Origin of the sequence: Polynucleobacter sp. 80A-SIGWE (assembly GCF_018882295.1) — a bacterium.
GTDB lineage: Bacteria > Pseudomonadota > Gammaproteobacteria > Burkholderiales > Burkholderiaceae > Polynucleobacter.
On the sequence record NZ_JACVOR010000002.1, the window covers coordinates 330,998 to 344,571 of the forward strand.

16 protein-coding genes are annotated in these 13,574 nt (G+C 47.0%); 10 read left to right on the forward strand and 6 right to left on the reverse strand.

Features of this window, described 5'->3' with window-relative positions:
- Positions 1–45: 45 nt before the first annotated feature.
- The 5 genes from ICN25_RS06485 to ICN25_RS06505 are packed head-to-tail and all read right to left on the reverse strand — an operon-like array spanning position 46 to position 5,177.
- Positions 46–915: a formyltransferase gene (locus tag ICN25_RS06485; protein ID WP_216180340.1), complete on the reverse strand. Its 870-nt coding sequence runs from the start codon at positions 913–915 to the stop codon at positions 46–48.
- Complete coding sequence (locus ICN25_RS06490) at positions 916–1,887, reverse strand: glycosyltransferase (RefSeq protein WP_216180343.1); 972 nt, start codon at positions 1,885–1,887, stop codon at positions 916–918.
- A gap of 31 nt (positions 1,888–1,918) precedes the next feature.
- Positions 1,919–3,091: a DegT/DnrJ/EryC1/StrS aminotransferase family protein gene (locus ICN25_RS06495; protein ID WP_216180346.1), complete on the reverse strand. Its 1,173-nt coding sequence runs from the start codon at positions 3,089–3,091 to the stop codon at positions 1,919–1,921.
- 14 nt (positions 3,092–3,105) lie between these two features.
- The gene (locus ICN25_RS06500; protein WP_216180350.1) at positions 3,106–4,800 is read right to left on the reverse strand and encodes a glycosyltransferase family 39 protein; all 1,695 of its coding nucleotides are present in this window, start codon (positions 4,798–4,800) and stop codon (positions 3,106–3,108) included.
- Positions 4,800–5,177 (reverse strand): MTH938/NDUFAF3 family protein, encoded by a 378-nt coding sequence (locus ICN25_RS06505; protein WP_216180353.1) that lies wholly within the window; start codon positions 5,175–5,177, stop codon positions 4,800–4,802. Before ICN25_RS06505 ends, ICN25_RS06500 begins: the two co-directional genes overlap by 1 nt.
- 79 nt (positions 5,178–5,256) lie before the next feature.
- Here ICN25_RS06505 and ICN25_RS06510 point away from each other — a divergent pair, with 79 nt between their 5' ends.
- Genes ICN25_RS06510 through moaE form a run of 6 tightly spaced genes read left to right on the forward strand, consistent with a single transcriptional unit; the run spans position 5,257 to position 11,267 of the window.
- Positions 5,257–6,516: an aminotransferase class I/II-fold pyridoxal phosphate-dependent enzyme gene (locus tag ICN25_RS06510; protein WP_216180356.1), complete on the forward strand. Its 1,260-nt coding sequence runs from the start codon at positions 5,257–5,259 to the stop codon at positions 6,514–6,516.
- Entirely contained in the window at positions 6,513–7,823 is a 1,311-nt protein-coding gene (locus tag ICN25_RS06515; RefSeq protein WP_216180358.1) for a homoserine dehydrogenase, read from the forward strand. The genes ICN25_RS06510 and ICN25_RS06515 overlap by 4 nt, the downstream gene beginning before the upstream one ends.
- A gap of 8 nt (positions 7,824–7,831) precedes the next feature.
- A complete protein-coding gene (thrC, locus tag ICN25_RS06520) occupies positions 7,832–9,274 on the forward strand; it encodes a threonine synthase (protein ID WP_216180360.1) in 1,443 nt (480 codons plus the stop codon).
- A gap of 30 nt (positions 9,275–9,304) precedes the next feature.
- On the forward strand, positions 9,305–10,531 hold the full coding sequence (gene glp, locus ICN25_RS06525; RefSeq protein ID WP_216182146.1) for a gephyrin-like molybdotransferase Glp: 1,227 nt from the start codon (positions 9,305–9,307) through the stop codon (positions 10,529–10,531).
- Positions 10,532–10,549: 18 nt separating this feature from the next.
- Complete coding sequence (gene moaD, locus ICN25_RS06530) at positions 10,550–10,807, forward strand: molybdopterin converting factor subunit 1 (RefSeq protein ID WP_216180362.1); 258 nt, start codon at positions 10,550–10,552, stop codon at positions 10,805–10,807.
- A 1-nt stretch (position 10,808) separates the two neighbouring features.
- A complete protein-coding gene (moaE, locus tag ICN25_RS06535) occupies positions 10,809–11,267 on the forward strand; it encodes a molybdopterin synthase catalytic subunit MoaE (RefSeq protein ID WP_216180364.1) in 459 nt (152 codons plus the stop codon).
- Positions 11,268–11,359: 92 nt separating this feature from the next.
- On the opposite strand, the gene ICN25_RS06540 is transcribed toward moaE, so the two are convergent.
- Positions 11,360–11,950, reverse strand: coding sequence for an alpha-ketoglutarate-dependent dioxygenase AlkB (locus tag ICN25_RS06540; protein ID WP_216180365.1), 591 nt, complete (start codon positions 11,948–11,950; stop codon positions 11,360–11,362).
- A 92-nt stretch (positions 11,951–12,042) separates the two neighbouring features.
- Here ICN25_RS06540 and ICN25_RS06545 point away from each other — a divergent pair, with 92 nt between their 5' ends.
- The 4 genes from ICN25_RS06545 (at position 12,043) to ICN25_RS06560 (ending at position 13,574) form a co-directional block, all read left to right on the forward strand.
- Positions 12,043–12,222, forward strand: coding sequence for a DUF1513 domain-containing protein (locus tag ICN25_RS06545; RefSeq protein WP_216180367.1), 180 nt, complete (start codon positions 12,043–12,045; stop codon positions 12,220–12,222).
- A 73-nt stretch (positions 12,223–12,295) separates the two neighbouring features.
- Positions 12,296–12,448: a hypothetical protein gene (locus tag ICN25_RS06550; RefSeq protein WP_216180369.1), complete on the forward strand. Its 153-nt coding sequence runs from the start codon at positions 12,296–12,298 to the stop codon at positions 12,446–12,448.
- 46 nt (positions 12,449–12,494) lie between these two features.
- The gene (locus ICN25_RS06555) at positions 12,495–12,908 is read left to right on the forward strand and encodes a DUF2244 domain-containing protein (RefSeq protein ID WP_255536710.1); all 414 of its coding nucleotides are present in this window, start codon (positions 12,495–12,497) and stop codon (positions 12,906–12,908) included.
- Between the two features lie 99 nt (positions 12,909–13,007).
- Positions 13,008–13,574, forward strand: a complete 567-nt coding sequence (locus tag ICN25_RS06560) for an Rrf2 family transcriptional regulator (protein ID WP_216180372.1) — start codon at positions 13,008–13,010, stop codon at positions 13,572–13,574.

Sequence of the window (13,574 nt, forward strand, 5' to 3'; positions counted from 1 at the left end):
CTTTACTGCCTCGTATTTAATCTAAAGGGTGCTGCTTTTAATTTGTTAGCTGTTTGCTGGGAACCAGTCCAATATCGCTACCGCTCTCTGGTCGCCACAAACGCCGAATACCTGATTATCAACCACTTGGATACCGGAAGCCTGAAGATCTAGCTGCCCCGGAAATGGCCCTTCTAGGCTGGTACGAGCCACGATCATGCGCTGACCTTGCCAGTCGGTAAAAGCCCCGGGATAAGGGGGTGCAACGGCTCTGACGAGGTTGTGAACCTGCTGAGCTGTCTGATCCCACCGAATTTGCCCGTCTGCAGGCTTTCGGCCTCCAAAATAGCTTCCTTCGGCTAGATTATTGGGTTTTCTGGGAATGTGGCCTTGAACAAGTTCCGGAAGGACTTGGTTCATTACGGTAACAGCTGCTTGGCTAACTTTGCCAAAGACTTCTGTAGCAGTCTCATTGGGGTCAATTAAGACTGCAGATTGCCCCACGATATCGCCTGCATCCGGCTTAACTTCCATGATGTGCAATGTGGCACCAGTTTTCGCTTCCCCATGAAGGATGGCCCAATTGACTGGAGCGCGGCCGCGATACTTTGGTAGCAGTGAGCCGTGCATATTTAGTGCGGCAATTTTGGCGCATGCCAAGAGCTCCGCTGGAATCATGTGGCGGTAATAAAAGGAGAAGAGGTAATCGGGTGCTAGCTTCTGAATCTGCGGTACAAGATCCATCAACTGATTTGCATTTGGTGTGATGTAAGGAATCTTTTTTTCCTCACAGAGCTTGGCAACACTCCCAAACCAGACATTCTCATTGGGGTCATCTTGATGGGTAACTACTAGATCAATTTGTATGCCCGCATTCAGCAATGCCTTGAGGCAATTAACGCCAACATCGTGATAAGCAAAGACGACTGCGTGCAATTATTTTTTCTCTAAAACAGTTTGCACAACATAGCGTGGACGCTCGCGTACCTGTTGATAGATGCGACCAATGTATTCACCAAGTAGACCAAGGCCAAATAGCATTACGCCAATTAAGAAGAAGGTGAGAGCGAATAAGGTAAATACGCCTTCAACCTCAGCACCTAAAACGAACCGGCGAACTAAGAGGTATATAAACAAGCTGCCAGCTGCCATTGCCAACAGCATTCCCAAGATTGAGAAAATCTGCAAAGGCATCACGGAGAAGCCGGTCACCAAATCAAAGTTCAAGCGAATGAGTTGATAGAGGCTGTACTTGGATTCACCGGCAAAACGCTCTTCGTGCTTGACGCTGATTTCGGTAGGGTTGGATGCGAAGGTGTAAGCCAGCGCCGGAATAAAGGTATTGCTTTCATCGCACTGACGAACGAGATCGACGATGCGACGACTGTAGCCGCGAAGCATGCAGCCTTGGTCAGTCATCGTGATACGAGTAATTTTTTCGCGCAAATGATTCATCGCGCGAGAGGCAAATTTTCTGAAGAAGCTGTCGCGACGATCCGCACGAATAGTGCCAACGTAATCATGACCCTTGAGTAATTCATTTACTAAGGCGTCTATTTCTTCGGGAGGATTCTGTAGGTCTGCATCCAGCGTGATGATGTATTCACCACGGGAGTATTCAAAGCCAGCCATGATCGCCATATGCTGACCAAAGTTGCTATGAAATAGCACTGCGCGAGTTACATCCGGGCGCAGTTCAACTTGTTTAGCCAAAATGCCGGCAGAACGATCTTTGCTGCCATCATTTACAAACACCACTTCATAAGCAATGTTGCGCTTGCTCGCCATGACATCTAGCGCAGGATATAGGCGATCAAAGAGGGCTTGAAGACCATCTTCCTCGTTGTAAACGGGAATGACAATACTGAGTATCGGATTGCAGGCTTGGGTAGCTAAATTTGCAGTCATGCTGCAATTTTGCCTGATTCCGCTCTCGATACTAGTTTTTACGATGTTTCTTCAGAATTCCAGTCAAAGCACTAGCTATACGGCCAATATCTTCATCTGCCATGCCCGGAAAGAGGGGGAGGGTCAAAATGGCGCGGCCAATGCGCTCTGCTACTGGGGTGGCATTAACTTTGTAACCCAGTTTTTGGTAAAGCGTGAATCCAGTAATGATGGGGTAATGAACGCCAGTGCCAATGCCTAAATCTTTAAGTTCAGTCATCACTTGCGCGCGATCTACATTCAATTGCTCAAGCGGAAGAACAACTTGGAACATGTGCCAGTTGCTATCGGTGAAGTTTTCTACTGGCAGCTCTAAATTGAGATTAGCTAGGCCGGCGGATTTCATTTCACTGCGAATGGCATCAAAGTATTGTTTGGCTAATGCACTCCTACGCGCCTGAAATGCTGGCAGCTGTTTGAGTTGATGCAAGCCAATTACAGCATTCACATCAGTCAAATTATCTTTGCCGCCTAAGACGTCTACATCCATGCCATCAATGCCTTGGCGTGTGAGCCCTTGCAGGCGAAACTTTTCTGCAAGTTTAGCTTCGTCAGCATTGTTGAGAACAAGGCAGCCACCCTCAACAGTGGATAAATTTTTATTTGCCTGAAAACTAAAGCTCACGAGATCACCAATGCTGCCAATCTTGCGACCTTTCCACTCTGACCCAAATGCTTGCGCTGCATCTTCAATCACACGTAGCTTATATTGCTTGGCTAGGTCATAGAGTTGATCCATATTGACAGGTAGCCCAGCTAAATAGACGGGCATGATGGCGCGCGTCTTCGGTGTAATCGCTGCGGCCAGCTTGTTTAAATCAATATTGCGGGTGATGGGATCAATATCCACAAAGACAGGTGTTGCACCAACACTCAGAATCACATTGGAGGTAGCTACCCAAGAGATTGGGGTGGTAATGACTTCGTCACCCGGCCCAATACCAGCAACCTGGAGGGCGATTTTCATGGTGGCAGTGCCATTGGCAAAGCAACGCACAGGACGGCCGCCAAAGTATTCACTCAGAGTAGCTTCAAACTCCGCCAGTTTCGGTCCTGAGGTTACCCAACCAGAGCGCAATACCTCTGCAACCGCATCAATCGTTTCTTGATTAAAGTGTGGACGCGTAAAAGGAATAAAAGGCAGGGAGTTTTGAGTGACTGACATGGGAGCCTTAAAAATTATTGTGCAGAGTTACTTAGTGACTCTGGGTGTTTAACAATGACGCGCCGAGAATCTCTCCCCACTTCTTGCATTGGCACATTGAGTTTTTGCAGCTCAATAAATTGTTCTGGAACCATGAGAGCGTAAGCAGTTTGATCTTCTTTCCAGCGCTCAATAAAGGCGTCGAAGGTGGAGAGCCACAACTCAGGCTCTTGCTTCACACCAAACTCAAGTTCATCTGGAGATTCCACCATGATCATGGTTCTACCAAGATAGAAGGGTACTGTGTGATCGAGGATTCTGATTGAATAGAAGTTGACCTTCTCCGGAATGCCCGCTTTAACTTGCTCAACTAAATCTATACCCGAGACTGCACGACCAAGGGTTTCATGACCTGTACCCGCGATGATTGTGCAGAGAAAAAAGCCAGAAGCAAAACTGGTGATGCTGCTCAAGCCATTGCGCTTACTTTGGACAAATGCTATTAGGCTAAATGAAATCAATACGATTAGCGCTGCAATGATCCAGTAAGTGTATTGCGCGTAGGATTCAATTTCATCTGGCCTTGCTTGTTTGCCAACTTCGCTTAAAAAGAAAAAGCCAACGCCGCCCAAGATTGCGAAGAAGAGAGCTTGCAATTTCCAAGGCAATCCCATTGAATTACTGAAACCCAGATTGCGGTCTAAGCGATGACCAACAAGCATTGCCAGCGCTGGAAAAACCGGGATGATGTAGCCGGGTAATTTTGATTGGGACATGCTAAAGAAGCCCATGATCACCGCAAACCAACAAGTCAGCAACCAACCGCTGGAGAACTCGCGGTTGCGTTCCCGCCAAGCCTGAGCAAGGGCTCCAGGGGTTTGTGCAATCCATGGCAAAAAGCCCAGCAGCAGTAGTGGAATGAAGTAATAAATCGGACCCGTTCTACTATGCGCTGTCTGCGTAAAACGTTGCAGGTGCTCATGAATAAAAAAGAACTCTAGAAATTCTGGATTGCGTTGTGCCACCAGCACAAACCATGGTGTAGTAATTACTAAAAATAAAATCGTGCCACTAATGATGTGTAGGCGTTTCCAAATCTTCCAGTCCCATGCAGTAATGGAATAAACAATGAAGACCATGCCGGGGATGGCGACTCCGATGACGCCTTTGGATAATGTTGCTAAGGCCATGAAGGCCCAGCAGGCCCACATCCACTTTCTAGTGTCGTTTGAGTTATGAGAAGTTTGCGCCAACAAAAGACTGCACAGTGCAGCAACTAAAAAAGCTGACAATCCCATGTCTAGTGAGTTGATGTGTCCACCCATCACCCACATTGGGCTGGATGCTAAAGCGATAGCAGCCAACCAGCCTGCTCTTGCGCTGTAGACGCGTGCACCAGTAAATCCAATAAATACGATCGTCAGAAATCCAGTGAGTGCTGTCCACAAGCGCGCCTGCCAGTCACCGATGCCAAAGAGATTAAAGGCGGTAGCAGTAGCCCAAATTTGCAATGGCGGTTTTTCAAAATACTTGTAACCGTTGTAGCGTGGGGTGACCCAATCTCCGGTCACAAGCATCTCGCGAGCAATCTCGGCATAGCGGCCTTCGTCAGACGGTATGAGGTGACGGTAGTTGAGGGTGCCAAACCATAGCAAGGCATAGATCAGCACCAGAATCAAAATCGATGCTGGATTGAGGGCGCTTGACTGCCGAATTTGGCCAAATTGCATTAGGCAGCTTCCACAATGAGGGCGAGAAGAACCTGGCGACCTTCACCTACAAGAATATTGTAGGTGCGACAGGCTGCTTGAGAATCCATTACTTCAAAGCCAATCTTGGCCTCTATGAGGGTCTTGAGTAACTCGGGCTTAGGAAAGCGCTGGCGTTTACCAGTGCCAATAATGATTAATTCAGGCTTAAGAGAGGCCATTTGAGTGAAATCTGCTGGGGTCAGATCATCAAAGGTCTTGATGGCCCATTCGAGGATTTCACCGTCGGAACTCAATAAAACCGCGTGACTATAGGGGATCTTATTGATCTCGATGTAGTCATCGCCGTAACCGGTGATCGTATTGGCTCCGGAATGGGGGTCAGATTGAAGCTTCACATGGACTCTCTGTCATAATTATGAGGATTATAGCTAGCTGTTTTTTCCTAGATTTCAAGAACTTACCCTTTAATTTATTGTGAAACCGATCCTAAAGTCCGAAAAACTCAATCACGTCTGTTACGACATTCGTGGACCCGTGCTGGAGCTCGCTCAGCGCATGGAGGAAGAGGGTCACAAAATCATCAAATTAAACATCGGCAATGTGGGTGTTTTTGGTTTTGATCCTCCAGAAGAGATTCAGTTGGACATGATTCGCAATTTGGGTAATGCCTCAGCGTACTCCGATTCCAAGGGAATCTTTGCGGCTCGTAAGGCCATCATGCAGTATTGCCAAGAAAAAGGCATCCAGGGCGTTACTTTGGATGACATCTATACCGGCAATGGCGTTTCTGAATTAATCGTCTTAGCAATGAACGCATTGCTGAACAACGGCGATGAAGTTTTGGTGCCGGCCCCTGACTACCCACTATGGACAGCTGCTGTCAGTCTATCTGGCGGCACTCCAGTTCATTACTTGTGTGATGAGTCGAAAGAGTGGGCTCCAGATCTAGCAGATTTACGTAAACGAATTACGCCGCGTACTAAAGCGATTGTGGTGATTAATCCGAACAATCCAACTGGCGCCATCTATTCCAAAGAAGTGCTGACAGAATTAACTTCAATTGCGCGTGAGCATGGCTTGATTCTGTTTGCCGATGAGATTTACGACAAGATGTTGTATGACCAAGAGAAGCATATCTCCTTGGCGTCCTTATCTACCGATGTAGTCACTATCACTTTCAACGGTTTATCCAAAAACTATCGCTCTTGCGGCTACCGTGCTGGCTGGATGGTGGTTTCTGGGGATAAAGAGATGATCCGCGATTACATTGAGGGCCTGAACATGCTGTCCTCAATGCGCTTATGCGCTAATGTGCCAGGTCAGTACGCCATACAAACGGCATTGGGTGGCTATCAAAGCATTAATGATTTGGTAAATGAAGGCGGTCGCCTGGCTAAGCAGCGCGATCTTGCTTGGAAACTCATTACAGAAATCCCTGGTGTGACTTGCGTTAAGCCAAAGTCCGCTTTGTACTTATTCCCAAAACTCGATCCTGAGATGTATCCGATTGAAGATGATCAGCAATTTGTGGCCGATCTTTTGAAAGAGGAAAAAGTTTTATTGGTTCAGGGCTCTGGTTTTAACTGGGGCAAGCCGGATCATTTCCGCGTAGTGTTCTTACCTCATGAAGATGTGCTGAAAGAGGCGATTGGTCGTCTGGCACGTTTTCTAGAGCGTTATCGTCAAAAACATAGTCGTAAAGCGACTAATTCAACAGCAACAAAGGCATCATGAAACCGATTCAAGTTGGTCTATTAGGCATTGGCACCGTAGGTGGTGGGGTATTTACTGTTCTCGAGCGCAACCAAGATGAGATTTTGCGTCGTGCAGGTCGTGGTATTCGTATTAATACTGTTGCTGATCTGAATGTAGAGCGTGCCAAAGAGTTGGTTAAGGATCACGCTCAAGTAGTGAGCGATGCTCGTGCAGTTATTGATAATCCCGAGATTGATATCGTTGTTGAGTTGATCGGTGGTTACGGCATTGCTAAAGACTTAGTGCTTGAGGCAATCGCCGCCGGTAAACATGTTGTGACAGCCAATAAGGCTTTGATCGCCGTTCATGGCAATGAGATTTTTAAGGCTGCCCATGAGAAGGGTGTCATGGTTGCGTTTGAAGCGGCTGTTGCTGGTGGTATTCCAATCATCAAAGCGCTTCGTGAAGGTTTGACTGCAAACCGCATTGAGTGGATCGCCGGCATTATTAATGGCACAACCAATTTCATTCTTTCTGAGATGCGCGACAAAGGTTTGGACTTTGCGACCGTCTTAAAAGAGGCGCAGCGTTTAGGTTACGCAGAAGCAGATCCTACATTTGATATTGAAGGTGTAGATGCTGCCCACAAGGCAACCATCATGAGCGCAATTGCATTTGGTATTCCAATGCAGTTTGAGAAAGCCCACGTTGAAGGCATTACGAAGTTAGATGCCATTGATATTAAATACGCTGAGCAGTTGGGCTATCGCATTAAGTTGTTGGGTATTGCTAAGAAGACAACAACGGGTGTTGAGTTGCGCGTCCACCCAACTTTGATTCCGACTAAGCGTCTCATCGCAAACGTAGAAGGTGCCATGAATGCCGTTCAGGTATTTGGTGACGCTGTAGGTACTACGCTTTACTACGGTAAGGGTGCTGGCTCAGAGCCAACCGCTTCTGCTGTGATTGCTGACTTAGTGGATATCACTCGTTTATTAGGCGCAAGTCCTGAGAATCGCGTTCCTTATTTAGCGTTCCAGCCTGATGCAGTACGCGACATCACCGTGTTGCCAATGGGCGAGATCACCACCAGTTATTACCTACGTTTACGCGTAGCCGATCAAGCCGGCGTATTGGCTGACATCACAAAGATTTTGGCAGCTCACGGTATCTCGATTGATGCGCTCTTGCAAAAAGAAGCAGATGAGGGCGAAAGCCAAACTGATTTAGTGGCGCTAACTCACGAGACCAAAGAAAAGCACATGTTGGCAGCGATTCAGGAAATTCAGAATCTGAAAACTGTTGCCGGTGAAGTGGTGAAGATCCGTTTAGAAAATCTGTCCTAATACAAAGCATGCGTTACCAATCTACTCGGGGCAATAGCCCACAGCAATCCTTTTTAGAAATCTTGCTCGGCGGATTGGCGCCAGATGGCGGCTTATATCTGCCTACTGAGTATCCTCAGGTTACTAAAGAGCAGTTAGATTCTTGGCGCGGATTGCCTTATGCCGATCTTGCTTATGAGGTCTTGAGCCTCTATTGCGACGATATTCCTGAGGCAGATTTACGCGCTTTGTTGCGCAAGACCTATACAGAGCAGGTCTATTGCAATGGCCGCTCTGAAGATAATGCGAAAGACATTACTCCCTTGCATTGGCTGGGTGAAGAGCAGGGTGCCCGTATCGGCTTATTGAGCTTGTCTAACGGACCAACATTGGCATTTAAAGATATGGCGATGCAGTTGCTCGGTAATCTCTTTGAATACGCGCTTAAGAAAAAAGGTCAGAAACTCAATATTTTGGGCGCGACCTCTGGTGATACTGGTAGCGCAGCTGAATATGCCATGCGCGGCAAAGAAGGCGTGAAGGTATTTATGCTTTCACCACGCGGCAAGATGAGCGCTTTCCAATCCGCACAGATGTATTCCTTGCAAGATCCTAATATTTTTAACTTGGCGGTTGCTGGTGTATTTGATGACTGCCAAGATATTGTCAAAGCAGTCAGCAATGACCATGCCTTTAAAGCAAACAATCAAATCGGTACTGTGAACTCGATTAACTGGGGTCGTGTAGTTGCCCAAGTGGTTTACTACTTCCAAGGTTATTTGCTCGCGACAAAATCAAGCTCAGAAAAAGTCTCTTTCACTGTACCTTCTGGCAACTTTGGCAATATCTGCGCTGGCCATATTGCTCGCATGATGGGTTTGCCAGTTGCGCATTTGATTGCTGCTACCAATGAGAACGATGTTCTTGATGAGTTCTTCAGAACCGGTGTTTACCGTGCGCGTAAGTCTGCTGAGACTTTGCATACCTCTAGCCCATCCATGGACATTTCGAAGGCAAGTAATTTTGAGCGCTTTGTATTTGATCTCATGGGTAAAGACGGTAAGGTAACTGCTGGGATGTTCAAGCAGGTAGACGAAGCGGGTGGCTTTGATATTTCTAAAGACGCTGTCTTTAAAGATATTGCAAAGTATGGATTCCAGTCGGGCCGCAGCACTCATGAAAACCGCCTTGAGACGATCCGCAACATTGACTCTCAGTATGGCGTGATGATTGATACGCATACAGCCGATGGTGTAAAAGTTGCTCGCGAGCATTTGCAAGCAGGTATTCCGATGCTTGTTTTAGAGACTGCCTTACCTATTAAGTTTGAAGAAACGATTGAGGTGGCATTGGGTCGTCCTGCAGAGTGCCCAGCAGCATTTAAAGATATCAAGTCAAAGCCCCAGCGCGTTGAAAATATCGATGCTGATGTCAATCAAGTTAAAAACTTCATTACTGCCCACGTCAATTAACTCAGAAAAAGTACTATGACCAAGCCTCCGATGTTGACTGCTCAGCAGGCTTTAGATCACCTGTTGTCAAATACAAAAGCTGTAGGTGAGAGTGAGACGGTCGCTATGCAAGCTGCGCTCGGCCGTGTGCTTGCAGAAAATGTTAATAGCTTGGTCGACGTGCCTCCACTCGATAACACCTCAATGGATGGTTATGCGGTGCGCACTTCGGATACCCAAGCTCCTGGAAGCACCCTTAAGATTGCCCAGCGAATTCCGGCGGGCTCGATGGGTACGCAGCTAGAGCCAGGTACTGCCGCCAGAATCTTCACTGGGGCTCCAGTTCCTCCAGGTGCTGATGCGGTTGTCATGCAAGAGGACTGCGCTATTCCAGAGGGCTCAACCGATCAAGTGCAGGTCAATATTGCGCCAATATCAGGCCAGTGGATTCGTCGAAGAGGCGAGGATCTGACTGCAGGAAAAGTAGCTCTGACGGCAGGTACTTTTCTGCGCCCACAAGAACTAGGTGTTGCAGCGTCTGCTGGTCTTACGCATTTAAATGTGAAGCGCAAAGTCAGGGTTGCAGCATTTTTCACTGGTGATGAGCTTTCTCTTCCGGGTGAACCGCTCAAACCAGGTGGCATCTACAACTCCAATCGCGATACTTTGTTAGCGTGTATTAAATCTTTGGGATGTGATGCTACCGACTTTGGAATTGTTCCTGACGGTCTTGAATCCACTAAAGAAACGCTTCGCAAGGCCAGCAAAGATCATGATTTGATTATTACCTCTGGCGGCGTATCGGTTGGTGAAGAGGATCACATCAAACCAGCTGTGACCGCTGAGGGTAGATTAGATCTCTGGCAAATTGCGATTAAGCCTGGCAAGCCTCTGGCTTTTGGTGCTGTGCGTAAGTCAAGCGAGAGTAGGGATGGGGAAACTTGGTTTATTGGGCTTCCTGGCAATCCAGTCTCTAGCTTTGTGACATTCCTCCTATTTGTACGCCCATTTATTTTGAAGCTACAGGGGCGAGATGCAGGTATGCCTCAGTCTTACCCAATGCGCGCTGACTTTGATTGGCTTAAAGGCGATCGTCGCAATGAGTTCCTGCGCGTCAAGATCAATGCGCAGGGCGGGTTAGATCTATTCCCCAATCAAAGCTCTGGCGTACTTACAAGCGCTTCATGGGGTGATGGCTTGCTAGATTGCCCGCCTGGACACACCTTTAAAGCAGGTGAGCTGGTGAAGTACATTCCGTTTAACGCGCTCCTTGCCTAATCGTATTACGATTCCCTTATGAAACTCGAATTACGATTCTTTGCCTCCTTAAGAGAGGGCCTTGGACTTTCTGGTGAGAGCATCACTACGCCGCCGGAAGTGAAAACCATTGCTGACTTAAGAGGCTATCTTGCTCAGCGGGGAAATCCTTGGGCCGAAGTGTTGGCTAGCACTAAGGTGATTCGTTGCGCTTTAAATCAAGAGATGGTGGCTGATTCCACTCCGCTAGTAGAGGGTGCTGAAGTTGCATTCTTCCCCCCGGTTACGGGTGGCTGAGATGCAAAACGATTCCATCCGCATTCAAGAGGCAGACTTCGATCTCACGACTGAAGTGAAAACGCTTCGTAAGAATGATCCGCGCGTTGGCGCTGTAGTCACTTTTGTGGGTACCGTCAGAGATATAAATGACGGCAGTCAAGTCAAGGGCATGACGCTGGAACACTATCCCGGGATGACAGAAAAATCCCTAGAGGAAATCATCAAGCAAGCAAGAGGCCGCTGGGATCTTTATAAAACATTAGTCATTCATCGAGTGGGACCACTTCTACCTGAAGATCAAATTGTTTTGGTGGCTGTCACTAGCGCCCACCGAGGTGAAGCATTTGCAGCTTGTGAGTTCATCATGGACTACTTAAAAACAGCAGCGCCATTTTGGAAAAAAGAAGAAACCCCAGAAGGTAGTAAATGGGTAGATGCACGCGTGACTGACGATGCTGCAATGGCGCGTTGGAAGTAATTTAGCGCCCATCTCTTTTAGCCTCAAAGCTAACTCAAGACACAATAACCAGGCTCTTTCATATTCGGGGAAGTATTTTCCGAAAGGTGATATTAATTCGGGGGACTTGTAATGGTTGCCGTCTTGAGAAGGCTGTGATGCCAATGCTCTTGAGTGGGCGGATGCATGATCAGCAGGCTGCCATGCTCCAAAAATACTGGGTAGGTTGTTTTATCTTGCTTGTGGCGAAATGCAAACTTACGTTGAGCACCTAAGCTGACTGATGCTATAGGACTTGCGCCATCCAACTCCTTCTCATCGTCACTGTGCCAGCCCATGCCTTCAGCGCCGCTGTGGTACAGATTGAGCAAGCAGGAGTTGTAGGTATGGCCAGTGAATTGTTCAAGCTTATGCTTCATTTGCAATAACTCATTAGTCCAGGCCTGAGGTGTTTTTTGAACTCCAGAGTAGGTGTATGCGCACTCTGGGTCACCCACCCAGACAACTTTTCTTGCGGTCTTTACTGACTTACCAAACATCATGATCTCGTCCACCTCCCAGGGAAGAGAGTTCAGTAAGCTTTTGTAAAGATGATCAGATTCATCCGCGTCATAAAAATGATTGAAATATTCAGCTCGCCCATCTTTTTCCAATAGGCATATTGGATCAGATGAGTTGGCTTGATTGAATAAGGAGTTTTTCATGCTTGGTAAATCCAGGCGGAGTTTGTACGCAATTACGATAAAAACCCTAGAATAGACTTCATTATGAATTGTTCAGGACAAATAGGTTAATCATGAAAGCGCCAGATAAACGTTGCTGTGGCTCAGGGGTTTGCATCATTAATGAAGCAGGGGAGTGCTGGTGTGGCCAAGTTTGGGATGGCGAGAAAATGAGCGCGCCACCCCTCCTATCGGCAAAAAGCCCTTCCGTTGACCCAACCCCTGGTAACCCAGACTCCTCTCGCGAGGAATAGCCTCCTTCTTGGATCCATCGGGCAACAATCCTAGATTTCAGCTAAATTGCATGGTGTTCACAGGAGAATTAACATGATTCAAAAATTACGAGTTAAGCTCGCGCGCTTGATTTTAGGTAAGCATTGCCCTTGCTACCAAATGGGCTATCACCCGATGGTTGATTTTCAGCAGCGCAGCGCTGATCAGCTTGAAAAAGCTAAACAAGCCAAAGCAACTAATAACTAGGCCGTCAAATTCAGTAAATCCGTATCCCATGATGAAAGCCTGGAAGATGAGACGAAATTGTGCGCTGACCCCAGGTCAGTTGCTCAAGTTCTACATTGCCTTGGTTTGCCTTTCGCTAACTGTAGCCACTGGTTTTCTATTGGCTGGTGTAAAAATCATCCTCATCTTCACGGCTATTGAGTTGACCGCTGTGACTGCCGGCTTCTTGATTTACTGCCGACATGCTTTAGATTTTGAGGAGATTGAAATTAGCGGGACCCGCTTAATTGTGAGGAAATTTATTGCCTATAAGGAGACGGTGATTGAATTTAATACTCGCTGGGTCAGGCTATCTCAGCCGGAAGAGCATCAAAAAGTATTTTTTATTGAGCAAACGGGACAAAGGGTTGAGGTTGGCCAGTTTCTTAGGCGCGAGCAATTTAAGAATCTTCTTGCTGAGCTAAGACCGTATTTGGGTTGATTGCAACCATGTGCCGCTCAGGGTTAAAGCTTGGGGGCCTGCAGAAAGAAGCGTTTAACTTGATACTGAATTCAATTCAACATATTTGCTAAATTAATCATGAACGTCAATACAGCAGTGAAGGCCGCCCTAAATACTTTGGTTGATATTGCATCCAATTCAAACAGCGTTCAGCCCATTACCGGATTAGAGCTGGCGCAACGCCAAAAATTATCGATTAGCAGAATAGAGCTTTTACTCAGCGCCTTACGTGCTGCAGGAATCGTCAAAGGTACTAAGGGCCGTAATGGTGGTTATACGCTACTGCAAGATCCGCGAATGGTCACCATTAAGGATGTAGTGCTGGCTATGAATTACATCAAAAAGCGTAAGGTTGAGGCTTGCGACATTGCAAGTGAGTTATATCAATCCTTGGAGACTTATATGCTTGGTTGCATGGCCAATATGAACCTCTCTGATGCTATTAAAGATTATGTGCCGCGATTTAGTGAGGCCAAAACCGCTCCAGAGCGCAAAACTTTTTCTTATCCAGAATTGAAGGTGCATAAGCCATCTAAGGGTGAGATTCAGAGGGTCATCAAGACGCCATTTAAAAAAGTAGAAGATGTTCCTTTGGGACCAAACTCTATTTTTAGTTTTGGCGACTATTTGCACAAAGCAGGATAA

Bases quoted from the DNA above. Each gene is read 5' to 3' on its own strand.
- ICN25_RS06490 (WP_216180343.1), bottom strand. From the start codon at position 1,887: ATGACTGCAAATTTAGCTACCCAAGCCTGCAATCCGATACTCAGTATT.
- ICN25_RS06495 (WP_216180346.1), bottom strand. From the start codon at position 3,091: ATGTCAGTCACTCAAAACTCCCTGCCTTTTATTCCTTTTACGCGTCCA.
- ICN25_RS06500 (WP_216180350.1), bottom strand. From the start codon at position 4,800: ATGCAATTTGGCCAAATTCGGCAGTCAAGCGCCCTCAATCCAGCATCG.
- ICN25_RS06515 (WP_216180358.1), top strand. From the start codon at position 6,513: ATGAAACCGATTCAAGTTGGTCTATTAGGCATTGGCACCGTAGGTGGT.
- thrC (WP_216180360.1), top strand. From the start codon at position 7,832: ATGCGTTACCAATCTACTCGGGGCAATAGCCCACAGCAATCCTTTTTA.
- glp (WP_216182146.1), top strand. From the start codon at position 9,305: ATGTTGACTGCTCAGCAGGCTTTAGATCACCTGTTGTCAAATACAAAA.
- moaD (WP_216180362.1), top strand. From the start codon at position 10,550: ATGAAACTCGAATTACGATTCTTTGCCTCCTTAAGAGAGGGCCTTGGA.
- moaE (WP_216180364.1), top strand. From the start codon at position 10,809: ATGCAAAACGATTCCATCCGCATTCAAGAGGCAGACTTCGATCTCACG.
- ICN25_RS06540 (WP_216180365.1), bottom strand. From the start codon at position 11,950: ATGAAAAACTCCTTATTCAATCAAGCCAACTCATCTGATCCAATATGC.
- ICN25_RS06545 (WP_216180367.1), top strand. From the start codon at position 12,043: ATGAAAGCGCCAGATAAACGTTGCTGTGGCTCAGGGGTTTGCATCATT.
- ICN25_RS06550 (WP_216180369.1), top strand. From the start codon at position 12,296: ATGATTCAAAAATTACGAGTTAAGCTCGCGCGCTTGATTTTAGGTAAG.
- ICN25_RS06555 (WP_255536710.1), top strand. From the start codon at position 12,495: ATGAGACGAAATTGTGCGCTGACCCCAGGTCAGTTGCTCAAGTTCTAC.
- ICN25_RS06560 (WP_216180372.1), top strand. From the start codon at position 13,008: ATGAACGTCAATACAGCAGTGAAGGCCGCCCTAAATACTTTGGTTGAT.